Source organism: Streptomyces boluensis, from assembly GCF_009908195.1.
Classification (GTDB): Bacteria; Actinomycetota; Actinomycetes; order Streptomycetales; family Streptomycetaceae; genus Streptomyces; species Streptomyces boluensis.
Genome location: NZ_JAAAHS010000074.1, coordinates 1 through 24,844, shown reverse-complemented (window position 1 = coordinate 24,844; position 24,844 = coordinate 1). Strand labels below are relative to the sequence as shown.

Genomic DNA, 24,844 nt, shown 5'->3' with positions numbered 1-24,844 from the left:
CGGCCCCACGCCTGGGAGGCCGCCCGCCGTCGTTGTCAGTGGCGGCCGATAAAGTCCCTGGCATGGCACGGATTGCGGTGATCGGCGCCGGGATGGGCGCGATGGCGGCCGCTGCCCGGCTGGCCGTTGCAGGCCACCGGGTGGCGGTCTTCGAGCGGACGGGGACGTACGGCGGCGGGGTGCGCCGCTTCGAGCGCGACGGCTTCGCCTTCGACACGGGCCCCGGCCTGCTGTCGCTCCCCGCGGTCTACCGCGACCTGTTCATCAAGACCGGGAAGCAGCCCCTGGAGGAGTGCGTCGACCTCGTCCAGGTCGACCCGGCGGTGCGCCATGTCTTCGCGGACGGCACGGAGTTGACGCTGCCGAACGCCTCACGCGCGGGCGTCGTCGAGGCTCTGGACGCCACCCTCGGCGCCCCCGCGGGCGAGCGTTGGGGCGCGTTCCTCAACCGAGCGCGGGACGCCTGGGACCGCTCCCGCCGACCGCTCCTCGAAGAACCGCTGTGGCCGGACTGGAAGGTGCTCGCCGAGCGCGATCCGTACCCGGCCGTGCGCAAGAGCGGTCTGCTGCGCCGCAAGCCGCCCACCCTCGCCGATGTCACCCGCCGCGAGCTGGCCGAGCCGCGCCTCGTCGCCCTGGTCGAGAGCGCCCTCCTCGAGCACGGCCTCGACCCCCGCACCACCCCCGCGAGCGCCGCCGTCCTGCCCTACATGGAGCAGGCCTTCGGCACTTGGTACGTACGCGGGGGGATACGCGAGCTGGCACGCGCGGTGCACGAGCGGTGCCTGGCGCGCAGGGTGGAGTTCAGCTTCGGCGCGGAGGTCGTCTCGGTCGTCGAGAAGGACGGCCGCGCGACTGGTGTGGAGCTGGCCGACGGCACCCGGGTCGAGGCGGACCACGTGGTGGCGGGCATCGATCCGGTCCGGCTCCAGCGGCTCACCGCGCACCGGCTGTACGGCACGGACGACGTGCGGCCGGCCGAGGACACCGCCCGCGACGGCGCCCGGTTCACCGTGCTGCTCGCCCTGCGCGGGGCGCGGGAGGCCGGTGCGGTGCACCGCACCGTGGTGCATCCGGCCGACCGCAAGGCCGAGTTGGACGCCCTGGCCGTCGGCCCTGGCGCCGGACTGCGCCCGACCGTCACAGTGCTGCGCCCCGGCGACCCGGCCCTTGTGCCGGACGACGGACACGAGTCGGTGGTGCTCTCCGCGGTGGCCCCCTCGAAGGAGGTACGCGACGACGCGACGTTGACAGCGGCGTACGCGGACGGCCTTGTCACCGCCGCCGAGTCGGCCGTGCCACGGCTCCGGGAGCGGATCATGTGGCGCGAGCTGCCCGCGGGCCCGCCCGCGCGGTGCCCGCACCCGGCGCTTGCGGGCGCCGACGGCCGCTTCCTGTACCCGTCCAACACGACCCGGCTGCCCGGCCTCCATGTGGTCGGCGGCTCGGCGCACCCCGGCGGCGGACTGCCGCACTCCGGGATGTCCGGGGCCCTGGTCGCGGGCCTCATCGTCGAAGGGCCGGAGTTCCGCGGCTCGCAGTGAGCTGATCGCGGAACCCCGGCCCTCCGGCTGGGTCGTACGGAACGGTCAGTAGCGGTACGGCTGCTGCTCGTTGTAGCCGGTGTCGTAGCCCTGGTTCTGGTACGGGTAGGGCTGCTCGGGCGGGAGTTCGCCGCCCGGCTGCTCGTCGCCGTTGCGCTGCTGCGGCACCCACACCCCGCCGGGCGGCGTCTCACCGGGGTAGCCGTTGGCGGCGTACGGGTCCTGGTAGCCCGTGTCGTAGCCCTGCTGCTGTCCCTGTCCCGCGTACGTGTCGTACTCGCCGTAGGCCGCCTGGCTGCCGATGTATGGGTCCGAGTAGGCCGCGTACTGCTGCTGGCCGTTGTCGTAGCCGTACGACTGCTGGTCGTACCCGCCCGTGGAGTACCCGTCGTAGCCGAAGTCGGCGCCCGCGGGGGCTGCCGCGGGCGGCGGCGGGTAGGACGGGTCCTGGTAGATGCCGTACTGCCCGGTCTCGTCGGGCAGCGGCTCCGGGGCGTAGACCGGCGACTGCGGCGGCTCCGCCACCGGGAAGTCCTGCGTCTGCTGGTGCTGCTGCATCTGCTGAGGCTGCTCGGGTGCGTACTCCGCGTCGTACTCCAGGTCCGAGACCTGCAGCGTCGGGTCCTGGTCGCCGAGCCCCACGGTCTTGCGGCGGCGGCTCGCGCCCGGGCTGCCGCCGATGGCCCAGCCCGTGGAGAAGCCGCGGCGGAACGAGAGCGTCACATAGGTCTGCCCGACGGCGAAGGTCGCGGCGCCCGCGCCGATGACCCAGATCGACGGCATCAGCACGCCGAGGACCACGCCGAGGAAGCCGACGAAGGCGAGGAGACGCCAGCGCAGCCGTGCCTTGTACTGAAGCAGCACTTCACCGAGCAACCACAGCGCGACGATTCCGAACGCGATGTAGAGGACCGTCCAGCCCATGTACGCCCCTCTCCTGCGGCCGCCCGCCCCGCCCTGTTCGGGCAGGCGGCTGCGGCCTTGGGTCTCAGGCCTGCTGTGGGTCGTGCAGGCCCAGGTTCTCGTAGATCTCCAGCGTCGCCGCGGAGTTGTTCATCGTGATGAAGTGCAGACCGGGCACACCTTCGGAGAGCAGCCGAGCGCTGAACTCCGTCGCGAACTCGATGCCAATGGAGCGTACAGCCGCCGGATCGTCCTGTGCGGCGAGGATGCGCTCTTTCACATCCTCGGGGAAGACGGCGTTGCTGAGCTCCGCGAAGCGGGTCAGCTGCTTCACGTTGGTGAGCGGCACGATCTCCGGGATGATCGGGGTCTCGCAGCCGGCGGCCACGACCCGGTCGCGCAGCCGCAGATAGGCGTCCGCGTCGAAGAACATCTGGGTGATCGCGTAGTCGGCGCCCGCGCGGCACTTGTCGACGAAGTGACGCACGTCGGAGTCCCAGTCCGCGGAGCGCGGGTGCATCTCGGGGAACGCCGCGACGCCCACGCAGAAGTCGCCCGATTCCTTGATCAGGCGCACCAGTTCGGCCGCGTACGTCAGGCCCTGGGGGTGCGGGACCCACTCGCCCATGGGGTCGCCGGGCGGGTCGCCGCGCACCGCGAGGATGTTTCTGATCCCGGCGTCCGCGTACTGCCCGATGATGTTGCGCAGCTCGGCGATGGAGTGGTTGACCGCCGTGAGGTGGGCGACCGGGGTGAGCGTGGTGTCGGCGACGATCTGCTGCGCGCCCTTCACCGTGCCGGCCCGGGTGGAACCGCCCGCTCCGTAGGTCACGGAGATGAAGTCGGGGGCCACGGCCTCGACCCGGCGCAGGGAGTTCCACAGGTTCCGCTCGCCCTTGGGGGTTTTCGGCGCGAAGAACTCGAAGGAGTACGTCGTCTTGCCGGTCGCGAGCATGTCGCGCACGGTGCGTGCGCGGTCCATTCGGGTGGAAGCAGTGCCTAGGGCCATACCTGGCAGGTTACTCAGGGGTTCTCCACACCCCAACCACGCCGGGGGGATATGCCCGTTATGACCGTTTCCTGTCCACCCTTCGGACACCTGTGCGCGCGACTCGGCCACATCGGCTGAACACCGGCCACCCCGCGGGGGTACCTCAGAGCGCGGCGTCGCGCAGCCGGTGGGCGAAGTGTGCCGCCGCGGCGGCCGGGTCGTCCGCCTCGGTGATCGCGCGGACGACGACCACGCGGCGCGCGCCCGCGTCGAGGACCTCGTCCAGGTTCCCGGCGTCGATGCCGCCGATGGCGAACCAGGGGCGGTCGGTGCCGAGCCCCGCCGTGTACCGCACCAGGTCGAGCCCCGGGGCGTACCGGCCGGGCTTGGTGGGCGTGGGCCAGCAGGGGCCGGTGCAGAAGTAGTCCACGCCGGGCTGGACCGCGGCCGCGGCGACCTCGTCCTCGCCGTGGGTGGAGCGGCCGATCAGGACCTCGTCGCCGAGCAGGGCGCGGGCGGCCGGCACGGGCAGGTCGCCCTGGCCCAGGTGCAGCACGTCGGAGCCGATGGCGTGCGCGACGTCCGCCCGGTCGTTCACCGCGAGCAGCTTGCCGTGCCGCTTGCAGGCGTCGGCGAAGACCTGGAGGTGCTCCAGCTCCTCGCCGGCCTCCATGCCCTTGTCGCGCAACTGCACGATGTCGACGCCGGCGGCGAGCACCGCGTCCAGGAACTCGGGCAGGTCGCCCTGTTCCTTGCGGGCGCCGGTGCAGAGGTAAAGCCGGGCGTCGTTGAGCGCCTCGCGAGGTGCGCGGGACATGGAAGGGCTCCCCCGTTGTCGGTGGCGTACGGACCACGGTGTGCGTGATCCGTACGCCGTCGGTTGTCGTGCCGGGCGGCGGACGGCCGACCGGTGCCGGGCCGTGGGCGCCGGTCCGGTCGGTCAGGCGCCGGGCGCCCGGGTGGTTCGGATCAGACGGCCAGCGCCTGGGCGCGGCGCTTCACTTCCGTGCCGCGATTCTCGCTCAGGGCCTGCGCCGGGGTTCCCGGCAGGCTGGGGTCGGGAGTGAACAGCCACTCCAGCATCTCTTCGTCGTTGTAGCCGTCGTCCCGCAGGAGCGTCAGGGTGCCGGTGAGGCCCTTGACGATCTTGTCCTCGTCGATGAAGGCGGCCGGCACGTGCAGCGCCCGGTTCTCACCGCGGCGCACAGCGATCAGCTGGCCCTCCTTGACGAGCTGCCGGACGCGCGTCACCTCGATGCCGAACCTTTCGGCGATCTCGGGGAGGTTGAGCCAGGCAGGGACGAGAGCATCGATCTTTGCGTCAATCTCGGTCACAGGGACAAGCCTGCCATCCCGGACTGACACTCGGTACCCGAGTCCCCCGTAACGACCCCGTCGCACCCGTACGACCTGGGGCGACGTCCGGTGTCAGGCTTGCGCCGACTTGAGCGGAACGGCAGGGTCCGCGACCTTCTCGGGGTCGAGCGGCGCCCCGGACTCGATGAGTTTGCGCCCTTGTGCGAGATCGCGCGGCCGCCCCACCGCGAGCAGGCCGACCAGCGCGCCGTCCCGCAGCCAGCACACCGACCAGGCGGGCCCGTCCGCGTCACCGCGCCGGACCATCGTGTCGGCGACGGCGTGGTCGCCCGCGTACTGCACGAAGCGGCCGAACTGCTCGGACCAGAAGTACGGCACCGGGTCGTACGCGGCGGGCTCGGTGCCGACGATGTTCGCCGCGACCGTACGCGGCCCCTGGAGGGCGTTGTCCCAGTGGTGCACCAGGAGGCGGCGGCCGTAGCGCGTGGAGGGGAAGGAGGCGCAGTCGCCGACCGCGTACACGTCCGGTGCGGAGGTGCGCAGCGAGGCGTCCGCGACGACGGCGCCGTCGGGCCCCGTCTCGATGCCGGAACCGGCCAGCCAGCGGGTGGCCGGACGTGCGCCGATGCCGACGACCACGGCGTCGGCGGGCAGCCGGCTGCCGTCGTCCAGGACGACCGCGCCGGTCTCGACACTCCGCACGCGCGCGTGGGTGCGGAATTCGGCTCCGGCGTCCGCGTACCAGCGCGTCATGGGGGCGGCGACCTCGGCGGGCAGGGCTCCGGCGAGCGGGCCGTCGGCGGCCTCGACGACGGTGACCGCGCAGCCCGCCTCGCGCGCGGCGGTGACGAACTCGGCGCCGATCCAGCCCGCCCCGACGACCACCACGGAGTGCTGTTCGACGAGCACGGGACGCAGCCGTTCGGCGTCGTCAAGGGTGCGCAGCAGGTGCACGCCGGGGACGCCCTCGGTGCCGGGCAGCCGCAGGGGCTCGGCGCCGGTGGCGACGACCAGGACGTCGTACCCGATCGGGCCGCCCGCCGCGTCCAGTTCGTGGTCCTGGGGGCGCAGCCCGGTGATCTCCTCGCCGAGCCGCAGCTCCACGCCGAGCTGCTCGAAGTCGACGTCGAAGGCGGAGCCCTCGGCCTTGCCGAGCAGTACGGCCTTGGACAGCGGTGGCCTGTCGTAGGGCTGGTGCGGTTCGGCGCCGATCAGGGTGACCGCTCCGGTGAAGCCCTGTTCGCGCAGGGCCACGGCGGTCTGTACGCCCGCCATGCCGGCGCCGACGATGACGACGTGCCGCTCCCGCCGCCCCGGCTGCTCGTCCGGCCGCTGCCCCTCGCTGTGCCTCTGCTGCTCGCTCACCCGGTCACCATAATCAACTGACGATCAGTCAGGTACCGGTCCGGCGAAGCTCGTACCGTGACCTGCTGCACACGCGCGTGCTCCCCGCGGCCCCGGTCCGGGCGTCCCGGCGCCGTCGGCGCCCTTCAGCGGGCGTGGGCGGGGAGCTAGGCTGGCCGCCGTAAACCACTCGCGGGAGCCCGGAGCACCGGGCTGAGAGGGAGGCTCAGCGCCTCCGACCGTCCGAACCTGATCCGGGTCATGCCGGCGAAGGGAGGGGCTGGAAACCCATGCATCCACGCACACCCACATCCGATGTGCTCGTCCTGGGCGGCGGCATCATCGGCCTGGTCACGGCCTGGCGGGCGGCGCAGCGCGGACTCGCCACCGCGGTCGTCGACCCCGAGCCGGGCGGCGGCGCCGCGCAGGTCGCCGCGGGCATGCTCGCCGCCGTCACCGAACTGCACTACGGCGAGCAGACCCTGCTCGCGCTCAACCTCGCCTCCGCGCGGCGCTACCCCGACTTCGCCGCCGAGCTCCAGGAGGCCACCGGGCAGGACCTGGGCTACCGGGCCTGCGGCACCCTGGCCGTCGCGCTCGACGCCGACGACCGGGCGCACCTGCGCGAACTGCACGCCCTGCAGCGCCAGTCGGGGCTCGACTCCGAGTGGCTCTCCGGGCGCGAGTGCCGTCGGCTCGAACCGATGCTCGCGCCCGGCGTGCGCGGCGGCCTGCGGGTCGACGGGGACCACCAGATCGACCCGCGACGCCTGGCGGCCGCCCTGGTCACAGCCTGCGAGCGGGCCGGGGTGCGGTTCCACCGGCAGTGGGCGCAGCGGCTCACCGTGACCGGCGGGCACGCGCGTGGTGCGGTGCTCGCGGACGGCACCGCACTCGCCGCCGAGCAGGTCGTCCTCGCGGCGGGCAGCCTCAGTGGGCGGCTCGACGGGGTGCCCGACGACATCGCGCCGCCGGTGCGCCCGGTCAAGGGCCAGGTGCTGCGGCTCACCGTGCCGAAGGCGTACGCCCCGTTCCTGAGCCGGACGGTGCGCGCCGTGGTCCGCGGCGGCCACCTCTACCTGGTGCCGCGGGTCAACGGCGAGCTGGTCGTCGGCGCCACCACCGAGGACCTCGGCTGGGACACGACGGTCACCGCGGGCGGGGTGTACGAACTGCTGCGTGACGCGCACGAGCTGGTGCCCGGCATCACGGAGCTGCCGCTCACCGAGACCCGCGCGGGGCTGCGCCCCGGATCCCCGGACAACGCCCCGATGCTCGGCCCGACCACCCTGCCCGGCCTGCACCTGGCGACCGGCCACCACCGCAACGGCGTGCTGCTCACCCCGGTCACCGGCGACGCGCTGGCGCACGCCCTGACGACCGGCGAACTGCCCGAGGCCGCGCGCCCGTTCACCCCGAAACGCTTCGGTACGCGCGAGGAGCTGACCGTATGAGCATCGCGACCCGTGTCTCCGTGAACGGCGAGGCCCGTTCCGTGACGCCCGACACCACCCTGGACGCCCTCGTGGCGACCGTCAGCGCGGCGCCCTCAGGGGTGGCCGCCGCCGTCAACGAAATCGTCGTCCCGCGCGGTGAGTGGCCGCGCACCGCACTGCGCGAAGGGGATCGCGTCGAGATCCTCACCGCCGTCCAAGGAGGCTGACCCCATGGCAGACGATCCCCTGGTCATCGGCGGTACGAGTTACACGTCGCGGCTCATCATGGGAACCGGCGGCGCTCCCAGCCTCGACGTGCTCGAACGGTCCCTAGTCGCGTCCGGCACCGAGCTGACCACCGTCGCGATGCGCCGCGTCGACCCGAACGTGAAGGGCTCGGTGCTGTCCGTGCTCGACCGGCTCGGCATCCAGGTGCTGCCCAACACGGCGGGCTGTTTCACCGCCGGAGAGGCCGTACTGACCGCCCGGCTCGCCCGTGAGGCGCTCGGCACCGACCTGATCAAGCTGGAGGTCATCGCGGACGAGCGCACCCTGCTGCCCGATCCGATCGAGACCCTGGAGGCGGCCGAGACGCTGGTCGACGACGGCTTCACGGTGCTGCCGTACACCAATGACGACCCGGTGCTCGCGCGCAAGCTCCAGGACGTGGGGTGCGCGGCGATCATGCCGCTCGGCTCCCCCATCGGCTCCGGTCTCGGCATCCGCAACCCGCACAACTTCCAGCTGATCGCGGAGCACGCGCGCGTGCCGGTGATCCTGGACGCGGGCGCGGGCACGGCCTCCGACGCGGCGCTCGCCATGGAGCTGGGCTGCGCGGCGGTGATGCTCGCCTCGGCCGTCACGCGCGCGCAGGAACCCGTACTGATGGCGGAGGGCATGCGGCACGCGGTGGAGGCGGGGCGGCTCGCGCACCGGGCGGGCCGGATCCCGCGCCGGCACTTCGCGGAGGCGTCCTCGCCGACCGAGGGAATCGCCCGGCTCGACCCGGAACGTCCGGCCTTCTGACGGCTCGGGATCGGGCGGCCCCGCGGCCGCCCGATTCCGCGGGTCACAGCTCTGCTTCAGTCGTGCCCCGGATCTCCCCCGGGCGGTCGGGGCTGTCGGTGGTCGCTCGTAGACTCTCCGGGTGGACACGACCCTTCAGGACCCTCTCGTCGGGCAGGTGCTCGACGGGCGCTACCGCATCGACGCGCGCGTGGCGGTCGGCGGGATGGCCACGGTCTACCGGGCCGTGGACACCCGCCTCGACCGTGTGCTCGCGCTCAAGGTGATGCACCCGACGCTCGCCGCCGACGCGTCGTTCGTGGAGCGCTTCATCCGCGAGGCCAAGTCGGTGGCGCGCCTCTCCCACCCCAATGTGGTCGGAGTCTTCGACCAGGGCGCGGACGGGGCGTACGTCTATCTGGCGATGGAGTACGTCGCGGGCTGCACCCTGCGTGACGTGCTGCGCGAGCGCGGCGCCCTGCAGCCGCGGGCCGCGCTCGACATCCTGGAGCCGGTCCTGGCCGCGCTCGGCGCCGCCCACCGCGCGGGCTTCGTGCACCGCGACATGAAGCCGGAGAACGTCCTGATCGGGGACGACGGCCGGGTCAAGGTCGCCGACTTCGGTCTCGTACGCGCGGTAGACACGGTCACCAGCACCACGGGCGCCGTCCTCGGCACCGTGTCGTACCTGGCACCGGAGCAGATAGAGAACGGAACGGCGGACCCGCGGGTCGACGTCTACGCCTGCGGCGTCGTGCTCTACGAGATGCTGACCGGCGCCAAGCCGCACACCGGCGACTCCCCAGCGCAGGTCCTCTACCGCCACCTGAACGAGGACGTGCCCCCGCCGTCGGCCTCCGTCCCCGGCCTCCCCTTCGACCTCGACGAGCTGACCGCGGCGGCCACCGCCCGTAACCCCGAGGTCCGCCCGCCCGACGCCGTGGCACTGCTCTCGCAGACCCGACAGGCGCGCGCGGCGCTGACCGACGAGCAGCTGGACGCGGTGCCGCCGGGCGCGCGCGCCGAGACGCACGACACCGCCCACGACCGCACCAGCGTGATCCCGCGCGCGACCGGCGCCGTCCCGCGCCCGCTCCCCGTCGAGCAGCCCGCGGACGACGTGAGCGCAGAGGACCGCCTCAACCGCACCAGCCGCCTGGAAATGCCGCCGCAGGAGCCGCCGACCCGCGCCTCCGTCGGCGGCCCCGGCAACCGGCGCCGGCCGAGCCGGGCCGTCCTCGCCCTGATCATCGCCCTGCTCACCCTCGGGGCCGGCGCGGGCGTCTGGTACATCACCTCCGGCCAGTTCACCCAGGTCCCGCCGCTGCTCACCAAGACCGAGGCGCAGGCCCGCAAGGCGCTCGACGACGCGGGTCTCGACGTACGCGAGGTGAAGCGGAAGTACAGCGCCGACGACAAGCGCGGCACGGTCATGTCCACCGACCCGAAGGCGGGCAGCCGGATCCGCGACAACGGGCGGGTCACCCTGACCGTCTCGCTCGGCCCGCGCATCGTCACGGTGCCCGACCTGAAGAACACCCCGCTGGAGAAGGCGAAGAACGACCTGCGCGAGCGGGGTCTCGAACCCGGCATGGTCACCCGCCAGTTCAGCGACGAGGTGGAGCGGAACGCCGTGATCAGCACGGACCCGGCGGTCGGCAGCGAGCGCAAGTCCGGCTCCACGGTCGCGCTCACCGTCTCCAAGGGCAGCCGCGTATCCGTACCCGACGTGATCGGGGAGACGGTCGAGGACGCCCGCGCCGCGCTCCGGGAAGCGGGCCTCGGCGTGGAGATCGAGTCGAAGCGGATCTTCTCGGAGGAGGACGAGGGCACGGTCGCGATCCAGCGCCCCGGCGAGGAAGCGCACCTCGCGCAGGGCGACAAGGTCACGCTCACGATCTCCAAGGGCCAGGACATGGTCGAGGTCCCCGATGTGAGCGGCCTGGACAAGGACGAGGCCAAGCAGCAACTCGAGACCGCGGGCTTCAAGGTGAACGTCCAGCGGTGGTTCCTCGGCGACAGCGTCTGGGACCAGTCGCCGGCCGGCGGCGAGGAGGCCCCGCGGGGCAGCGAGGTCACCATCCGGGTGCGCTGACCGGGCCCGGCGGGCACCGTGCCACCCTGGTCGGTGTGAGCAGCAGCATCGGTGTCACCAGCAAGAGAACCCGCAACCCCGTCGGCGGCCATGTCCCCGTGGCCGGCGGCCTCGCCTCGGTCGGCCTGTCGTACGCCCGCGAGATGGGCGCCGAGACCGTCCAGGTCTTCGTCGCCAACCCGCGCGGCTGGGCCACACCGCCCGGCAACCCCCGGCAGGACGAGGAGTTCCGCGCGGCCTGCGCCGAGGAGGACATTCCGGCGTACGTGCACGCCCCGTACCTGATCAACTTCGGCTCGCACACCGAGGCGACCGCCGAGAAGTCCGTGGAGTCGATGCGGCACTCGCTGCGCCGCGGCCGGGAGATCGGCGCGCTGGGCGTGGTGGTGCACACCGGTTCCGCGACCGGGGGCCGGGACCGCTCGGTCGCGCTCAAGCAGGTACGCGAGCTCGTCCTGCCGCTCCTCGATGAACTCACGCACGACGACGACCCGTTCCTCCTCCTGGAGTCCACCGCCGGGCAGGGCTACTCGCTGTGCTCCCGCACCTGGGACTTCGGCCCGTACTTCGAGGCGCTCGACTCCCACCCCAAGCTCGGCGTCTGCCTGGACACCTGCCACATCTTCGCGGCGGGCCACGACCTGACGGGGCCGAGCGGGATGCGGCAGACCCTCGACCTGCTCGTGGACACGGTCGGCGAGGGGCGCCTGAAACTCATCCACGCCAATGACTCCAAGGATGTGGTCGGCGCACACAAGGACCGGCACGCCAACATCGGCTCCGGCCACATCGGCGAGGACCCGTTCCGCGCCCTCCTCACCCACCCCGCGACCGCGGGCGTACCGCTGGTCATCGAGACGCCGGGCGGCAAGGAAGGCCATGCCGCGGACGTGGCGCGCCTGAAGGAGCTGAGGGACCGGTAGGCCCCCTCACCCCGGCCCTCGCCCCGCCCCTCGCCTCCGCTTGAGGAATACCCCTAGGGGGTATACGGTTCCTGTCAGTGGCAGGAACCGCTACCTGACTTTGGGGGCTTACTCATGGAGCACGACACCCACTCCGAGCACACGGGTCACGCGGGCCACGACCACGGCCACCAGCACGGTCACGACCACGCGCACCACGGTGGCGGCAAGGTCAGCTGGGCCATGGCCGCCAAGGCGACGCTCCACTGCCTCACCGGGTGCGCCATCGGCGAGGTGCTCGGCATGATCATCGGCACCACGCTCGGCTGGGGCACCACCCCGACCATGGCCCTCGCGATCGTCCTGGCCTTCTTCTTCGGCTACTCGCTCACCCTGTGGGCGGTCGTCCGCGCCGGGGTCGGCCTGCGGACGGCGATCGGGGTGGCGCTCGCCGCGGACACCCTCTCCATCGCGATCATGGAGCTCGTCGACAACGGCGTACTGCTGCTCGTCCCCGGCGCGATGGAGGCGCACCTGTCCGACGCGCTGTTCTGGGGCGCGCTGGCCTTCGCGTTCGCGATCGCGTTCCTGGTGACGACGCCGGTCAACAAGTGGATGATCGGCCGCGGCAAGGGCCACGCGGTGGTGCACCAGTACCACTGAGCACGGTCACGTACCGCCGCTGAGCGACGATCACGACCTACGGCCCGGGGCTGCTACAGCTCCGGGCCTTCGCCCGGTTCCTCCTGGTACGAGTAGCGCTGCTCCCGCCAGGGGTCGCCGATGTTGTGGTAGCCGCGCTCCTCCCAGAAGCCGCGGCGGTCGGCCGTCATGTACTCGATGCCGCGGACCCACTTGGGGCCTTTCCAGGCATAGAGGTGCGGGACGACGAGCCGGAGCGGGAAACCGTGTTCGGCGGTGAGCAGTTCCCCGTCCCGATGGGTGGCGAAGATGGTCTTTTCGTCCGTGAAGTCATCGAGGCGAAGGTTCGAACTGAATCCGTATTCGGCCCACACCATGACGTGAGTGACATCGTTGGCGGGCGGCGCGATATCGACCAGAGTGCGCGCCGGAATACCGCCCCATTCCGCGCCGAGCATCGAGAACTTGGTGACGCAATGCAGGTCCGCGACGACCGTCGCATACGGCAGGGCCGCGAATTCCTCGTGCGTCCAGCAGTGTTTGTCACCGTCGGCAGTGGCGCCGAAAACCCTGAACTCCCAGCGTTCCGGGCGGAACTTGGGCACCGGGCCGTAGTGGGTGACGGGCCAGCCCCGCTGCAGCCGCTGCCCCGGAGGAAGCTCCGACTGCTCCATTTCGCGGCTTTCCGGATGACCCATGCCTCCATGATGACAGCCCCGGAAGGGTGGCCATGACCAGGCCCGCATCGATTCGGGCAACTCCTACTAAGCATGCACTTACTGGACGGTCAAACCGTGCCGGTGCAAGGATGCGGCGCACCTGCCCCCGATACGTACTTGGAAGGAGCCTCTGCGATGCAGGGCGACCCCGAGGTCATCGAGTTCCTCAACGAGCAGCTGACCGCCGAGCTGACAGCCATCAACCAGTACTTCCTGCACGCGAAGATGCAGGAGAACTTCGGCTGGCCGAAGCTCGCGAAGTACACCCGGTCCGAGTCGTTCGACGAGATGAAGCACGCGGAGGTGCTGACCGACCGGATCCTGTTCCTCGACGGGCTGCCCAACTACCAGCGGCTGTTCCATGTCCGCGTGGGCCAGACCGTCACCGAGATGTTCAACGCCGACCGGCAGATCGAGGTCGAGGCGATCGACCGCCTCAAGCGCGGCATCGAGGTCATGCGGGCCAAGGGCGACGTCACCTCGGCGAACATCTTCGAGTCGATCCTCGAGGACGAGGAGCACCACATCGACTATCTCGACACCCAGCTGGAGCTGATCGAGAAGCTCGGTGAGCCGCTGTACATCTCCCAGCTGATCGAGCAGCCGGAGAGCTGAGCCCGTCGGCGGGAGGTCAGGCCGCTTCGTTCAGAGCGGTGTCCACCAGCTCCGACGTCGGCGCGAACGCGGACTCGCCCTGGTCGACCAGATCGCGGCGGGGGCACGCGCCCCGGCCGAGCAGCGCCTGGATCCGACGCACGCACGAACCGCAGTCGGTGCCGGCCTTGCAGGCGGAAGCTATCTGGCGGGGAGTGCAAGCACCGTCCGCCGCATGCTTCTTGACCTGGTCCTCGGTGACTCCGAAGCAGTTGCAGACGTACATGCGGTTCACCTCCCCGGTGGGATCGCTCGGGATCTGTAGCTGGTGCCGTCCCGATTGATCGGTGAGGCTAACCTAACCTTACCCGCCGTGGGGAATACGCAAAAGCAGTGTGGGGCGCGGATCGTGTGATCCGCGCCCCACAGCTGTCTGCAGAGGAATGACTACTGGTCGCGGTACATCTCCGCCACCAGGAACGCCAGGTCGAGGGACTGGCTGCGGTTCAGGCGCGGGTCGCAGGCCGTCTCGTAGCGCTGGTGCAGGTCGTCGACGAAGATCTCGTCGCCGCCGCCCACGCACTCGGTGACATCGTCACCGGTGAGCTCGACATGGATGCCGCCCGGGTGCGTGCCGAGCGCCTTGTGCACCTCGAAGAAGCCCTTGACCTCGTCGAGCACGTCGTCGAAGCGGCGGGTCTTGTGGCCGGATGCGGCCTCGAAGGTGTTGCCGTGCATCGGGTCGGTGATCCAGGCGACCTGCGCGCCGGAGGCGGTGACCTTCTCGACCAGGGTGGGCAGCTTCTCGCGGATCTTGTCCGCGCCCATCCGGACGATGAAGGTCAGCCGGCCCGGCTCACGGTCCGGGTCGAGACGCTCGATGTACTGCAGCGCCTCCTCCGGGGTGGTCGTCGGGCCGAGCTTGATGCCGATCGGGTTGCGGATCTGCGAGGCGAACTCGACGTGCGCGTGGTCCAGCTGGCGCGTGCGCTCACCGATCCAGACCATGTGGCCGGAGGTGTCGTAGAGGCGGCCGGTGCGCGAGTCGGTGCGGGTCAGCGCCCCTTCGTAGTCGAGGAGCAGCGCCTCGTGGGAGGCGTAGAACTCGACGGTCTTGAACTCCTCCGGGTCGGTGCCGCAGGCCCGCATGAAGTTCAGCGCGTTGTCGATCTCGCGCGCGACCTTCTCGTACCGCTGGCCGGACGGGGACGACTTCACGAAGTCCTGGTTCCAGGCGTGCACCTGGCGCAGGTCGGCGTAACCGCCGGTGGTGAAGGCGCGCACCAGGTTGAGCGTGGAGGCGGACGCGTTGTACATCCGCTTCAGGCGCTCGGGGTCCGGGATGCGGGCCTTCTCGTTGAAGTCGAAGCCGTTCACCGAGTCGCCGCGGTACGTCGGCAGGGTCACGCCGTCGCGGGTCTCGGTGCCCTTGGAGCGCGGCTTGGAGTACTGGCCGGCGATACGGCCGACCTTCACGACCGGCACCGAGGCGGCGTACGTCAGCACGGCGCCCATCTGGAGCAGGGTCTTGAGCTTGTTACGGATGTGGTCGGCCGACACCGCGTCGAAAGCCTCGGCGCAGTCGCCGCCCTGGAGCAGGAACGCCTCTCCCTTGGCGACGGACGCAAGGCGGGCGCGCAGCTGGTCGCACTCGCCCGCGAAGACGAGCGGCGGATACGATTCGAGGTCCGCGATCACATCGCGCAGAGCCTCGGCATCGGGGTACTCAGGCTGCTGCGCCGCGGGAAGGTCTCGCCAGGTGTTGCCACCGGTTGCGGTGGTCTTAGCGTTCACGGTCACCTCGACAACATTACGGGGTCATGGCCGCTGTCCAGTCCGCAGCCCACTAAGTGAGATGGACCTTGAACGGCCCTGGGCTGCCCGGCCGGATGGGTTAGGGTGCGGAACATGTTCGCGCAAGAGACTCGTAACTGGTGGTGGACCGCTCATCCGGCGGCCCACTGACTGCGCGTACATCTGATCGCGAAGGCCGCCCGAGGGGCGGCCTTCTGTGTTTCCGGGCCGGCCGTTCCTCCTCTCGTCAGGAAGGAACCCCATGCCGATCAGTCGACTCGTCGACCTCATCGACTCCGCCACCCCCTTCGCCCTGCTCCGCCGCCGCACCCCTGGCCTCGACCAGGACACCGTCGAGGTGCTGATCGGTCCTGTGCACGAGGCCGAGCGGCTCGCCGATATCCCGGAGCAGGAGCTTCCGGTGCTTGCCCTGGTGCCGTTCCGGCAAATCAGGGAGCGCGGTTTCGACGTACGCGACGACGGCACCCCGCTCACCGTCCTGACCGCCGAGGAGCGGTTCGAGGTGCCGCTGGCCCGCGCCCTCGACGAGCTGCCCGCGCACGACGTGCGCGTGGAGGGCGGGGCCTTCGACGTGGACGACGACTCGTACGCGGACGTGGTCGAGCGGGTCATCCGGGACGAGATCGGGCGCGGGGAGGGCGCGAACTTCGTGATCCGGCGGAACTTCGAGGGCCGGATCGACGGGTTCTCGCGGGCCGACGCGCTCGCGCTGTTCCGGCGGCTGCTGGACGGGGAGCGGGGGGCGTACTGGACGTTCGTCGTGCACACCGGGGAGCAGACGCTGGTCGGGGCGAGCCCCGAGGTGCATGTGCGGATGTCCGGCGGGACCGTGGTGATGAACCCGATCAGCGGGACGTACCGGTACCCGGCCGAGGGGCCCACGCCCGGTCATCTGCTCGACTTCCTCGCGGACGGCAAGGAGATCGCCGAGCTGTCGATGGTGGTCGACGAGGAGCTCAAGATGATGTGCACGGTCGGCGACATGGGCGGTGTCGTGGTCGGGCCGCGGCTGAAGGAGATGGCCCATCTCGCGCACACCGAGTACGAGTTGCGCGGGAAGTCGTCGCTCGATGTGCGTGAGGTGCTGAAGGAGACGATGTTCGCGGCGACCGTCACGGGTTCGCCGGTGCAGAACGCCTGCCGGGTCATCGAGCGGTACGAGCCCGAGGGCCGCGGCTACTACGCGGGTGCCCTCGCGCTCATCGGCAGGGACGAGGGCGGCGCGCAGACCCTGGACTCGCCGATCCTGATCCGTACCGCCGACATCGACCGGCACGGCGGGCTGCGCGTCGCGGTCGGGGCGACCCTGGTGCGGGACTCCGACCCTATGAGTGAGGTCGCCGAGACGCACGCCAAGGCGGCCGGGGTGCTCGCCGCGCTCGGCGTCCGCCCTGCCGGGCCGCGCGCGGAGGGCGGACGGCCACGCCTCGCGGACGACGCGCGGGTCCGGGAGGCGCTCGACTCGCGGCGTGCCTCGCTCGCGCCGTTCTGGCTGCGGATGCAGGAGCGGTCCGACGAGCTCTCCGGGCACGCCCTGGTGATCGACGCCGAGGACACCTTCACGGCGATGCTGGCGCATCTGCTGCGCTCCTCGGGCCTGGAGGTGAGCGTGCGGCGGTACGACGAGCCGGGGTTGCGGGAGGCGGCGCTCGCGCATGTCGGGCCGGTGGTGCTCGGGCCGGGTCCCGGCGATCCGGGGGACGCGGCCGACCCCAAGATGCGTACGTTGCGGGCGCTGACGGCGGACCTGGTGCGCGAGCACACACACGGGCCCACCCGTCTCCCGGCCACCACCCCTCACCGGGGCCCTGCGGGCCGCACCACCCTGTTGGGGGTGTGCCTCGGCCATGAACTGCTCGCCGCCGAGCTCGGGTTGGAGATCACCCGTAAGCAGATTCCGTACCAGGGGGCTCAGACCCGGATCGAGCTGTTCGGGCGGCCGGAGGTGGTCGGGTTCTACAACAGCTTCGTGGCGCGCTGCGGCGACGAGGAGGCGGCCGAGCTCGCCGCGCACCGGGTGGAGGTCAGCCGGGACCGGGAGACCGGTGAGGTGCACGCGCTGCGCGGGCCGGGCTTCGCCTCGGTGCAGTTCCACCCCGAGTCGGTGCTGACGCTGCGCGGCACCCGGATCGTGGCGGAGCTCCTCGGTCAGCCGGCCTTGGGTGCGGCGGGGACCAGCACGTTCTCGCTGCGGCGGCCCTCGGTGTAGTCGAGGACGTTCCGCAGCGTCGTCTCGACGATCTGGCCGACCGCCTCCACGGTGTAGTACGCCTGGTGCGAGCTGACCAGGACGTTCGGGAACGTGATCAGGCGGGCCAGGGTGTCGTCCTCGACGCCCTGGATCGACTTGTCGAGGAAGAAGAGTCCGGCCTCGGCCTCGTACACATCAAGGCCGACGCCGGCGAACCGGCCCTGGCGGAGCTCGCCGACCAGGGCCTCGGCGTCGACCAGGGCGCCACGGCTGGAGTTCACCAGGATCGCGTCGTCCTTCATGGCCCGCAGCGCCGCGGCGTCGATCACGTGCCGGGTCTCGGGGAACAGCGGCACATGCAGGCTGATCAGGTCGGACTCGGCGAGGAGCTGCTCCTTCTCCACGTACTTCATGCCGAGCTCGACGCAGGCCGGGTTCTGGGCGACGTCCCAGCCGAGCAGGTTCATGCCGAAGCCGTGGGCGATCCGGGTGAACGCCTCGCCGATCTTGCCGGTGCCGAGGACGCCGACGGTGCGGCCGTGCAGGTCCCGGCCCATCAGCCCGTCCAGGCGGAAGTCGAAGTCCCGGGTCCGGTTGGAGGCGCGGACCACCCGGCGGTTGACCGCCATCGCGAGGGTCCAGGCGAACTCGGCGACCGAGTACGGCGAGTAGTACGAGACCCGCGCGACGGTGAGGCCGAGGCGCTCGGCGACCTGGAGGTCGATGTTGTTGAAGCCCGTGGAGCGCTGCGCGATCATCTGCGTCCCGCCCGCGGCGAGGGTCTGCAGGACGTGGTTGTCGAGGCTGGCGTTGACGCTGGTGGAGATGACCTCGTACCCCGCCGCGATGGGCGCGGTGTCCTCGCTGAGAAACACATCGAGGCAGCGGACGTCGTGGTGTCCCTCGAAGGCCTTCTCGATCAGCGGCTTCTCGTCGGCCTGCACGCCGAATGCCAGAATCTCCACGACTGCTCCCGCTCTTGGGCCGACGGTGCTCCGGGGCGTATGCCTGTTACCTGCGCATATCGCATGACTCCTCGCGAATATACGACCCGGAGCCCGGGTGCGCCGGGCGGTGCCGGCGGCTCTGGCAGTGTCAGCCGAAGAAGACGCCGACCTCCGCGTACAGCGCCGGATCGACCGTCTTCAGCCGCGAAGTGGCCTCGGCGATCGGGACCCGCACGATGTCCGTGCCGCGCAGCGCGACCATCTTCCCGAAGTCGCCGTCGCGCACCGCGTCGATCGCGTGCAGCCCGAAGCGGGTGGCGAGCCAGCGGTCGAAGGCGCTGGGGGTGCCGCCGCGCTGGACGTGGCCGAGGACCGTGGTGCGGGCCTCCTTCCCGGTGCGCCGCTCGATCTCCTTGGCCAGCCACTCGCCGACGCCGGAGAGCCGCACATGTCCGAAGGAGTCGAGCGAGCCGTCCTTGAGGACCAGCTCGCCGTCCTTGGGCATCGCCCCTTCGGCGACGACCACGATCGGGGCGTACGACGCCTTGAAGCGCGAGGTCACCCAGGAGCACACGTCGTCGACGGAGAACCGCTGCTCCGGGATCAGGATGGCGTTCGCCCCGCCGGCGAGGCCCGAGTGCAGGGCGATCCAGCCCGCGTGCCGGCCCATCACCTCCACGACAAGGACCCGCATGTGCGACTCGGCCGTGGTGTGCAGCCGGTCGATGGCTTCGGTGGCGATGCCCACGGCGGTGTCGAAGCCGAACGTGTAGTCGGTGGCCGAGAGGTCGTTGTCGATGGTCTTGGGGACGCCGACGCAGGGGATGCCGAACTCGTCCGAGAGACGCGCGGCGACGCCGAGGGTGTCCTCGCCGCCGATGGTGATGAGCGCGTCGACCTCCTCCTTCGCGAGGTTCTCCTTGATCCGGCGGACGCCGTGCTCCTCCTTGAACGGGTTGGTGCGCGAGGAGCCGAGGATGGTGCCGCCGCGCGGCAGGATGCCGCGCACGGCCGGGATGCCGAGCGGAACGACATCGCCCTCCAACGGACCGCGCCAGCCGTCGCGGAAGCCGACGAACTCGTACGCGTACTCCTGCACGCCCTTGCGGACGATGCCCCGGATGACGGCGTTGAGCCCGGGGCAGTCGCCGCCCCCGGTCAGCACTCCGATTTTCCTGGCCTCCATGGAACGTGTCCCTTCGCCGCAGTGCGCCTGACGCGGGTCACGCTAATGGTGATCCAGGTCACTTCGGCATGGCGCGAAGGGTCAATTCCGGTGGAACGAGGGGGCGTTGATCGTCCGCCGTTCACCCCAAGGAGACGAGTGGCGCCGCGTGCTGACGCCTCGGGCTGGCCCGGCCGGGCTACTCCTCGTCGAGGCCGCGCTCTATCGCGTACCGCACCAGCTCCACGCGGTTGTGCAGCTGGAGCTTGCCCAAGGTGTTCTGCACGTGGTTCTGCACGGTGCGGTGCGAGATGACCAGGCGCTCGGCGATCTGCTTGTAGCTGAGGCCCTTGGCGACGAGGCGCAGCACCTCCGTCTCCCGGTCGGTGAGCTGCGGGGCCTTCGGCTCGTCCGGCTCGGTGGGGGCGGGCTCGGAGGCCAGCCGGCGGTACTCCCCGAGGACAAGGCCGGCCAGGCCGGGGGTGAACACCGGGTCGCCCACGGCCGTACGCCGCACCGCGTCGAGCAGCTCCGCCGTGGACGCCGACTTGAGCAGATAGCCGGTGGCGCCCGACTTGACCGCCTCCAGTACGTCCGCGTGCTCGCCGCTCGCCGAGAGCACCAGGACGCGCAGCTTCGGGTCGGCGCCGACCAGCTCCTTGCAGACCTGGACGCCGGGCTTCGCGGGCAGGTTCAGGTCGAGCACCAGGACGTCCGGGGCCACCGCCTTGGCGCGGCGCACCGCCTGCTCGCCGTCGCCCGCGGTGGCGACCACGTCGAGCCCCGCCTCGGCGAGGTCGCGGGCGACCGCGTCCCGCCACATCGGGTGGTCGTCGACGACCATCACCCGGATCGGCGCCGCGGCACTCCCGGCCTGCTGTTCGTCACTCATGTCAACTCGCCTTCCCCCGTGGGACCTTCAGCTCTACTTCCGTGCCCTGGCCCGGTACCGAGATCAGCTCGGCCGTGCCCCCGATGTCCCGGAGGCGGCCGCGGATCGACTGGGCGACCCCGAGCCGCCCCTCGCCCTCGGCCTGGACGAGCCTGCCCTCCGGGATACCCGGGCCGTCGTCCCGGACCGTGACGATCACCTCGTCCGGCCAGTCCTCGACCAGGATCCAGGCCTGGGCATCCGCACCGGCATGGCGATTCACATTGTCCAGGGCGGCACTGACAGCGGCGGCCAGCTCCCGGGCCGCGGCGGCCGGAAGGAGCACCGGAGCCCCCGGTTCCGAGAACGTGACGCGGGAACCCGCGTGCCGCGCGAGCAGGGTGCGCAGATCGCACGGCCCGCCGCTCTCAGTGTCGTCCGGCTCGTCCACCTCACGGACGACAGCGCCGAGCGACACGTCCTCGGAGGCGCGGGACGCGGTGGTGATCCCGCCCGCGACCAGGGTGCGCAGGGCGACCTCCTGTTCCCCCGCGAGCCGGCCGAGCTCGGCGGACTCGCCGCCGAGGGCCGTGCCGCGCCGCTGCACCATGGCGAGGACCTGGAGCACGCTGTCGTGGATGTCGCGGGCAAGCCGCTCCCGCTCCCGCGTCGCTGCCTCGATCTCCAGGGCACGCGCGAGGGTGCGTTCGGAGGCGCGGGCGACCTCCACCACGTAGCCGATCGCTATGGAGGCGACCCACACGAGCAGGACGTTGTGCAAGGTGTCCCGGCTGGGTGTCTGGCGCTGCACGATGTTCGCGACCGCCACCAGAGAGGAGGCGAATCCGGCCCAGCGCCAGCCGCCCTTCAGGGCGAAGGCGAGTACCGCGCCCGCGGTCCAGATGCTCGGCAGCGTCGGCCCGTCGCCGTGGTCGGGGTCGGCCACCCGCGTAAGGAGGATGCCTACGAGGGCGAGGGTCAGGTCGACGCCGAGGAACCGCTTCGTGCAGCTCTGCGCGTTGGCCACGCGGGGCAGCGTCGCCAGGGTCCACACCGCGAGCACCGCGAGATAGCCGACCGCCACCAGGGGGCGCTGATAGTCCTCCCGCGCGTGCACGAAGATCGCCACCGCGTAGAGCATGGTGAGGACCCGGTACGCGGTCAGGGCGCGCCACAGGGGCAGTTCCACCGACATCCGCATGACGCGTTCGCGCTTGGCCATGAAATCCCCCACCGTCCGGACGGGCCCCCGACCCGGTCCGCGCTCCCGGGTGGCCGGGCCGGCACGGCCGGAGCCGCCCCCGGAATCTACGCCTTGGCGGCCTTGTCCTGCTCCGCCCTGTCCAGCTCGGCCTGCTTGCGGGCCGCCTTCTCCTGCTCGGCCTCCTGCTTCGCGGCGTCCGCGAGCTGCCGCTTGGCGGCGGTCGCGTACATGTCCACGTACTCCTGGCCGGAGAGCTTCATGATCTCGTACATGACCTCGTCGGTCACCGAGCGGAGGATGAAGCGGTCGCCCTCCATGCCCTGGTAGCGGCTGAAGTCGAGCGGCTTGCCGATGCGGATGCCGGGGCGCATCAGCTTGGGGACCACCTTGCCGGGCGGCTGGATCTTCTCCGTGTCGATCATCGCGACCGGGAGCACCGGGGCGCCGGTGGCGAGCGCCACGCGCGCGAGGCCACCGGGTTTGCCGCGGTAGAGGCGGCCGTCGGGCGAGCGGGTGCCCTCGGGGTAGATGCCGAAGAGTTCGCCGCGCTCGAGGACCTCGATACCGCTCTTGATCGCCGCCTCACCCGCGCCACGCGCGCCGGAGCGGTCCACGGGGAGCTGGCCGACGCCCTTGAAGAAGGCGGCCGTCATCCTGCCCTTCACACCGGGTGACGTGAAGTACTCGGCCTTCGCGATGAAGGTGACCTTCCGGTCGAGCACCGCGGGCAGGAAGAAGGAGTCCGAGAAGGACAGATGGTTGCTCGCGAGGATCGCGGGTCCCTCGGCGGGGACGTTCTCCAAGCCCTCGACCCAGGGCCGGAACACAGTCTTCAGCCCGCCACCGATGGTGAGCTTCATAACGCCGTAGATCAACGCGTACGCCTTTCTCATCTGTCGCACAGACCTTAACCCGTGCCCGGCCTGGCCTCCTTCCGGGACGGCCCTGGTCGGTGTCGGTCCGGTCGCGTACGGTGAACGCATCCTCCCGTTCGATCCCCCATGACCCCCGTCTCACCTCATGAAGGAGACCGAAGGTGCCGGTCCTGCCTGGAGCCGAGCCGTACCGCCACGAGGGCGGCGAGGTCGGTGTGCTGCTCTGCCACGGTTTCACCGGTTCGCCGCAGTCGATGCGCCCCTGGGCGGAGTATCTGGCCGCGCACGGTCTGACGGTCGCGCTGCCGCTGCTCCCCGGGCACGGCACCCGCTGGCAGGACCTGTCGGTCACCGGCTGGCAGGACTGGTACGCGGAGGTGGACCGCGAGCTGCACGCGCTGCGCGAGCGCTGCTCCCAGGTGTTCGTCTTCGGCCTGTCCATGGGCGGCGCGCTGGCGCTGCGTCTGGCCGCCCGGCACGGTGACGCGATCAGCGGCCTGGTCCTGGTCAACCCGGGGAACAAGGTGCACGGCCTCGCCGCGCACGCGCTGCCCGTGGCCCGGCACTTCGTGCCGACGATCCCGGGTATCGCGAGCGACATCGCCAAGGAGGGCAGCGTCGAGATCGGGTACGACCGGGTGCCGCTGCACGCCGCGCACTCGCTGCGGAAGTTCTTCCGCCTCGTCGACGGCGAGCTGCCTCAGGTGACGCAGCCGCTCGTGGTGCTGCACAGCCCGCAGGACCATGTGGTGCCGCCCGCCGACTCGGCCCGGGTGCTCGGCCGGGTCTCGTCCACGGACGTCACCGAGATCCTGCTGGAACAGAGCTACCACGTCGCGACGTTGGACCACGACGCGGACCGGATCTTCGAGGAGAGCCTCGCTTTCCTCGACCGGCTCGCGACCGATGTCGGCGCAGGCAGTAATGAGGGGAAGGCCACCGGTGGCTGAGCACGGCGCGGAGCGCGACGGGAGTCGCGAGGACGACGACGGCCGACCGCTCGACGAGGACGCGGTCTGGGCGGCGATCGTCGCCGGGTACGGAGACGAGCCGCCGGACCCGCCCGGCGCCAAGCCGTTCAAGTCCGTGGAGGACCTGACGGGGCTCGCCGCCGAGGCGGAGGGCCGGACCACGGAGGACGACGGTCCGCGGTCCGCCGACGGGACCACGGACCGGCCGAAGGGCGCCGACGAGAACCCGGACCAGCCGAAGGGCGGCAGCCCCGGCGAGGACAGCGCCTCCGGGGGCACCGGCAAGCCGCTCGGCGGATCGATCACGTTCGCGCCCGGTGTCGGCCCCGGCCCACGGGACTACTCCCCCGCCGAGGCCTCGGACACCGCTGACGCCTCCGACTCCTCGGACGACGAGGGCCACTTCGTACCGCCCGAGCCGCCGCCGCTGCCGGAGGCCGACGCGACCGCCAAGTTCGCCTGGCTCGCGGTCATCGGCGGCCCGATCCTGCTGCTGCTCGCGGTGCTGCTCGGCTGGGACATGACGTGGTGGCTCACGACCCTCGGCATCGGCGGCTTCGTCGGCGGCTTCGCGACGCTGGTCCTGCGGATGCGGGGCGACGACGAGGACGACGACGACCCCGGTCGCGGCGCGGTCGTCTGAGACCCTCCGCAGGCCGCCGCGGGACGGGTCGGCCAACAGCTCGGCCACGTCCGGGCGTTCGTCGGGGTTCTTCGTCAGGCAGCGGGCGATCAGCGCACGCAGCGAGGCGTCCGTGACCAGGTCGAGCTCGGGCTCGGCCTCCACGATCCGGTACATCAGGGCGTGCTGGTTGGCCGCGCCGTGCCCGAACGCGAGCCGCCCGGTCGCCGCGTATGTGAGGACGCAGCCGAGCGCGAACACATCCGCCCGCGGCCCCGCCTCCTCCGCCAGCACCTGCTCGGGCGCCATGAACCCGGGCGAGCCGATCGCCATGCCCGTACTGGTGAGCAGCGACTCGACGGAGGTCTGCACGGCACGCGCGATACCGAAGTCGATGACGCGCGGCCCGTCGACCGTGAGCATCACGTTGGACGGCTTGAGGTCGCGGTGCACGATGTCGGCGTCGTGGATGTCCCGCAGGGCGTGCAGGAGCCCGTCGGCAAGCGCCTGCACGGACTTGGCCGGCAGCGGCCCGTACTCCCTGACGACCTCCTCGAGGGAGAGCCCGGGTACGTATCCGGTCGCGGCCCAGGGCCGTACCGCGTCCGGGTCGGCCTCGAGTACGGGGGCGGTGAACTCCTCGCCGACGCGGCGTGCGGCCCTGATCTCGCGCCGGAAGCGGGCCCTGAAC

General features: G+C 71.4%; 25 protein-coding genes, 1 pseudogene and 1 riboswitch. Of the genes and pseudogenes, 12 read left to right on the top strand and 14 right to left on the bottom strand.

Annotated elements, in window-relative coordinates:
- Positions 1-62: 62 nt before the first annotated feature.
- The gene (locus GUY60_RS12695) at positions 63-1,544 is read left to right on the top strand and encodes a phytoene desaturase family protein (RefSeq protein ID WP_187369996.1); all 1,482 of its coding nucleotides are present in this window, start codon (positions 63-65) and stop codon (positions 1,542-1,544) included.
- A gap of 45 nt (positions 1,545-1,589) precedes the next feature.
- Here the strand turns inward: GUY60_RS12695 and GUY60_RS12690 are convergent, their stop codons facing one another.
- From GUY60_RS12690 to GUY60_RS12670, 5 genes are all read right to left on the bottom strand, one after another.
- Positions 1,590-2,468 (bottom strand): SCO2102 family sporulation regulator, encoded by an 879-nt coding sequence (locus tag GUY60_RS12690; protein WP_161697031.1) that lies wholly within the window; start codon positions 2,466-2,468, stop codon positions 1,590-1,592.
- A 64-nt stretch (positions 2,469-2,532) separates the two neighbouring features.
- Complete coding sequence (gene metF / locus GUY60_RS12685) at positions 2,533-3,456, bottom strand: methylenetetrahydrofolate reductase [NAD(P)H] (protein ID WP_161697029.1); 924 nt, start codon at positions 3,454-3,456, stop codon at positions 2,533-2,535.
- A 145-nt stretch (positions 3,457-3,601) separates the two neighbouring features.
- Positions 3,602-4,255 (bottom strand): thiamine phosphate synthase, encoded by a 654-nt coding sequence (thiE, locus tag GUY60_RS12680; RefSeq protein ID WP_161697027.1) that lies wholly within the window; start codon positions 4,253-4,255, stop codon positions 3,602-3,604.
- 152 nt (positions 4,256-4,407) lie between these two features.
- Positions 4,408-4,773, bottom strand: coding sequence for an Rv2175c family DNA-binding protein (locus tag GUY60_RS12675; RefSeq protein WP_161697025.1), 366 nt, complete (start codon positions 4,771-4,773; stop codon positions 4,408-4,410).
- A gap of 93 nt (positions 4,774-4,866) precedes the next feature.
- On the bottom strand, positions 4,867-6,030 hold the full coding sequence (locus GUY60_RS12670) for an NAD(P)/FAD-dependent oxidoreductase (RefSeq protein ID WP_188132451.1): 1,164 nt from the start codon (positions 6,028-6,030) through the stop codon (positions 4,867-4,869).
- A 251-nt stretch (positions 6,031-6,281) separates the two neighbouring features.
- A riboswitch (TPP riboswitch) is annotated at positions 6,282-6,392 on the top strand.
- Here GUY60_RS12670 and thiO point away from each other — a divergent pair.
- From thiO to GUY60_RS12640, 6 genes are all read left to right on the top strand, one after another.
- Positions 6,390-7,553, top strand: a complete 1,164-nt coding sequence (gene thiO, locus GUY60_RS12665; RefSeq protein ID WP_161697021.1) for a glycine oxidase ThiO — start codon at positions 6,390-6,392, stop codon at positions 7,551-7,553. It overlaps the preceding riboswitch by 3 nt.
- A complete protein-coding gene (gene thiS, locus GUY60_RS12660) occupies positions 7,550-7,762 on the top strand; it encodes a sulfur carrier protein ThiS (protein WP_161697019.1) in 213 nt (70 codons plus the stop codon). Before thiO ends, thiS begins: the two co-directional genes overlap by 4 nt.
- Positions 7,763-7,766: 4 nt before the next feature.
- Entirely contained in the window at positions 7,767-8,561 is a 795-nt protein-coding gene (locus GUY60_RS12655) for a thiazole synthase (protein ID WP_161697017.1), read from the top strand.
- Between the two features lie 121 nt (positions 8,562-8,682).
- Positions 8,683-10,635 carry a Stk1 family PASTA domain-containing Ser/Thr kinase gene (pknB, locus tag GUY60_RS12650; RefSeq protein WP_161697015.1) on the top strand — a complete coding sequence of 651 codons (1,953 nt, stop codon included), beginning with the start codon at positions 8,683-8,685 and terminating at the stop codon, positions 10,633-10,635.
- A gap of 35 nt (positions 10,636-10,670) precedes the next feature.
- On the top strand, positions 10,671-11,558 hold the full coding sequence (locus GUY60_RS12645) for a deoxyribonuclease IV (RefSeq protein ID WP_312866278.1): 888 nt from the start codon (positions 10,671-10,673) through the stop codon (positions 11,556-11,558).
- Positions 11,559-11,672: 114 nt separating this feature from the next.
- Positions 11,673-12,200 (top strand): DUF4396 domain-containing protein, encoded by a 528-nt coding sequence (locus GUY60_RS12640; RefSeq protein ID WP_161697014.1) that lies wholly within the window; start codon positions 11,673-11,675, stop codon positions 12,198-12,200.
- 53 nt (positions 12,201-12,253) lie between these two features.
- On the opposite strand, the gene GUY60_RS12635 is transcribed toward GUY60_RS12640, so the two are convergent.
- Positions 12,254-12,877: a sulfite oxidase-like oxidoreductase gene (locus tag GUY60_RS12635; RefSeq protein ID WP_161697012.1), complete on the bottom strand. Its 624-nt coding sequence runs from the start codon at positions 12,875-12,877 to the stop codon at positions 12,254-12,256.
- A gap of 156 nt (positions 12,878-13,033) precedes the next feature.
- Here GUY60_RS12635 and bfr point away from each other — a divergent pair, with 156 nt between their 5' ends.
- A complete protein-coding gene (bfr, locus tag GUY60_RS12630; protein ID WP_161697010.1) occupies positions 13,034-13,513 on the top strand; it encodes a bacterioferritin in 480 nt (159 codons plus the stop codon).
- 16 nt (positions 13,514-13,529) lie between these two features.
- Here the strand turns inward: bfr and GUY60_RS12625 are convergent, their stop codons facing one another.
- Both GUY60_RS12625 and GUY60_RS12620 read right to left on the bottom strand, forming a co-directional pair.
- A complete protein-coding gene (locus GUY60_RS12625; protein ID WP_161697008.1) occupies positions 13,530-13,778 on the bottom strand; it encodes a (2Fe-2S)-binding protein in 249 nt (82 codons plus the stop codon).
- A 161-nt stretch (positions 13,779-13,939) separates the two neighbouring features.
- A complete protein-coding gene (locus GUY60_RS12620; protein WP_161697006.1) occupies positions 13,940-15,292 on the bottom strand; it encodes a class II 3-deoxy-7-phosphoheptulonate synthase in 1,353 nt (450 codons plus the stop codon).
- Positions 15,293-15,400: 108 nt separating this feature from the next.
- On the opposite strand from GUY60_RS12620, the gene GUY60_RS39920 reads away from it, so the two are divergent.
- Both GUY60_RS39920 and GUY60_RS12610 read left to right on the top strand, forming a co-directional pair.
- Positions 15,401-15,457 (top strand): trp operon leader peptide, encoded by a 57-nt coding sequence (locus GUY60_RS39920; protein ID WP_161697035.1) that lies wholly within the window; start codon positions 15,401-15,403, stop codon positions 15,455-15,457.
- A 91-nt stretch (positions 15,458-15,548) separates the two neighbouring features.
- Entirely contained in the window at positions 15,549-17,516 is a 1,968-nt protein-coding gene (locus tag GUY60_RS12610; RefSeq protein ID WP_161697004.1) for an anthranilate synthase family protein, read from the top strand.
- Here GUY60_RS12610 and GUY60_RS12605 read toward each other — a convergent pair.
- The 5 genes from GUY60_RS12605 to GUY60_RS12585 all read right to left on the bottom strand — a co-directional run bounded on the left by GUY60_RS12605 (position 17,456) and on the right by GUY60_RS12585 (position 22,545).
- Complete coding sequence (locus tag GUY60_RS12605; RefSeq protein ID WP_161697002.1) at positions 17,456-18,463, bottom strand: 2-hydroxyacid dehydrogenase; 1,008 nt, start codon at positions 18,461-18,463, stop codon at positions 17,456-17,458. The two genes, GUY60_RS12610 and GUY60_RS12605, sit on opposite strands and share 61 nt — an antisense overlap.
- 130 nt (positions 18,464-18,593) lie before the next feature.
- On the bottom strand, positions 18,594-19,631 hold the full coding sequence (locus GUY60_RS12600) for a 6-phosphofructokinase (protein WP_161697000.1): 1,038 nt from the start codon (positions 19,629-19,631) through the stop codon (positions 18,594-18,596).
- Positions 19,632-19,809: 178 nt separating this feature from the next.
- Positions 19,810-20,502: a response regulator gene (locus GUY60_RS12595; protein WP_161696998.1), complete on the bottom strand. Its 693-nt coding sequence runs from the start codon at positions 20,500-20,502 to the stop codon at positions 19,810-19,812.
- A gap of 1 nt (position 20,503) precedes the next feature.
- The gene (gene macS / locus GUY60_RS12590; protein WP_161696996.1) at positions 20,504-21,703 is read right to left on the bottom strand and encodes a MacS family sensor histidine kinase; all 1,200 of its coding nucleotides are present in this window, start codon (positions 21,701-21,703) and stop codon (positions 20,504-20,506) included.
- An 86-nt stretch (positions 21,704-21,789) separates the two neighbouring features.
- A complete protein-coding gene (locus GUY60_RS12585; protein ID WP_187369997.1) occupies positions 21,790-22,545 on the bottom strand; it encodes a lysophospholipid acyltransferase family protein in 756 nt (251 codons plus the stop codon).
- A gap of 176 nt (positions 22,546-22,721) precedes the next feature.
- Here GUY60_RS12585 and GUY60_RS12580 point away from each other — a divergent pair, with 176 nt between their 5' ends.
- On the top strand, positions 22,722-23,510 hold the full coding sequence (locus tag GUY60_RS12580) for an alpha/beta hydrolase (RefSeq protein WP_161696994.1): 789 nt from the start codon (positions 22,722-22,724) through the stop codon (positions 23,508-23,510).
- Positions 23,467-24,174 (top strand): hypothetical protein, encoded by a 708-nt coding sequence (locus GUY60_RS12575; RefSeq protein ID WP_188132448.1) that lies wholly within the window; start codon positions 23,467-23,469, stop codon positions 24,172-24,174. Before GUY60_RS12580 ends, GUY60_RS12575 begins: the two co-directional genes overlap by 44 nt.
- Before the next feature lie 18 nt (positions 24,175-24,192).
- Here the strand turns inward: GUY60_RS12575 and GUY60_RS12570 are convergent.
- Positions 24,193-24,844: pseudogene (locus tag GUY60_RS12570) on the bottom strand (serine/threonine-protein kinase); the annotation flags it as partial.

Excerpts from the sequence above, each read along its gene's own strand:
- GUY60_RS12695 (WP_187369996.1), top strand. The coding sequence starts at position 63 with ATGGCACGGATTGCGGTGATCGGCGCCGGGATGGGCGCGATGGCGGCC.
- GUY60_RS12690 (WP_161697031.1), bottom strand. The coding sequence starts at position 2,468 with ATGGGCTGGACGGTCCTCTACATCGCGTTCGGAATCGTCGCGCTGTGG.
- metF (WP_161697029.1), bottom strand. The coding sequence starts at position 3,456 with ATGGCCCTAGGCACTGCTTCCACCCGAATGGACCGCGCACGCACCGTG.
- thiE (WP_161697027.1), bottom strand. The coding sequence starts at position 4,255 with ATGTCCCGCGCACCTCGCGAGGCGCTCAACGACGCCCGGCTTTACCTC.
- GUY60_RS12670 (WP_188132451.1), bottom strand. The coding sequence starts at position 6,030 with ATGGCGGGCGTACAGACCGCCGTGGCCCTGCGCGAACAGGGCTTCACC.
- thiO (WP_161697021.1), top strand. The coding sequence starts at position 6,390 with ATGCATCCACGCACACCCACATCCGATGTGCTCGTCCTGGGCGGCGGC.
- thiS (WP_161697019.1), top strand. The coding sequence starts at position 7,550 with ATGAGCATCGCGACCCGTGTCTCCGTGAACGGCGAGGCCCGTTCCGTG.
- GUY60_RS12655 (WP_161697017.1), top strand. The coding sequence starts at position 7,767 with ATGGCAGACGATCCCCTGGTCATCGGCGGTACGAGTTACACGTCGCGG.
- GUY60_RS12640 (WP_161697014.1), top strand. The coding sequence starts at position 11,673 with ATGGAGCACGACACCCACTCCGAGCACACGGGTCACGCGGGCCACGAC.
- GUY60_RS12635 (WP_161697012.1), bottom strand. The coding sequence starts at position 12,877 with ATGGGTCATCCGGAAAGCCGCGAAATGGAGCAGTCGGAGCTTCCTCCG.
- bfr (WP_161697010.1), top strand. The coding sequence starts at position 13,034 with ATGCAGGGCGACCCCGAGGTCATCGAGTTCCTCAACGAGCAGCTGACC.
- GUY60_RS12625 (WP_161697008.1), bottom strand. The coding sequence starts at position 13,778 with ATGTACGTCTGCAACTGCTTCGGAGTCACCGAGGACCAGGTCAAGAAG.
- GUY60_RS12610 (WP_161697004.1), top strand. The coding sequence starts at position 15,549 with ATGCCGATCAGTCGACTCGTCGACCTCATCGACTCCGCCACCCCCTTC.
- GUY60_RS12600 (WP_161697000.1), bottom strand. The coding sequence starts at position 19,631 with ATGGAGGCCAGGAAAATCGGAGTGCTGACCGGGGGCGGCGACTGCCCC.
- GUY60_RS12595 (WP_161696998.1), bottom strand. The coding sequence starts at position 20,502 with ATGAGTGACGAACAGCAGGCCGGGAGTGCCGCGGCGCCGATCCGGGTG.
- macS (WP_161696996.1), bottom strand. The coding sequence starts at position 21,703 with ATGGCCAAGCGCGAACGCGTCATGCGGATGTCGGTGGAACTGCCCCTG.
- GUY60_RS12585 (WP_187369997.1), bottom strand. The coding sequence starts at position 22,545 with ATGAAGCTCACCATCGGTGGCGGGCTGAAGACTGTGTTCCGGCCCTGG.
- GUY60_RS12575 (WP_188132448.1), top strand. The coding sequence starts at position 23,467 with ATGTCGGCGCAGGCAGTAATGAGGGGAAGGCCACCGGTGGCTGAGCAC.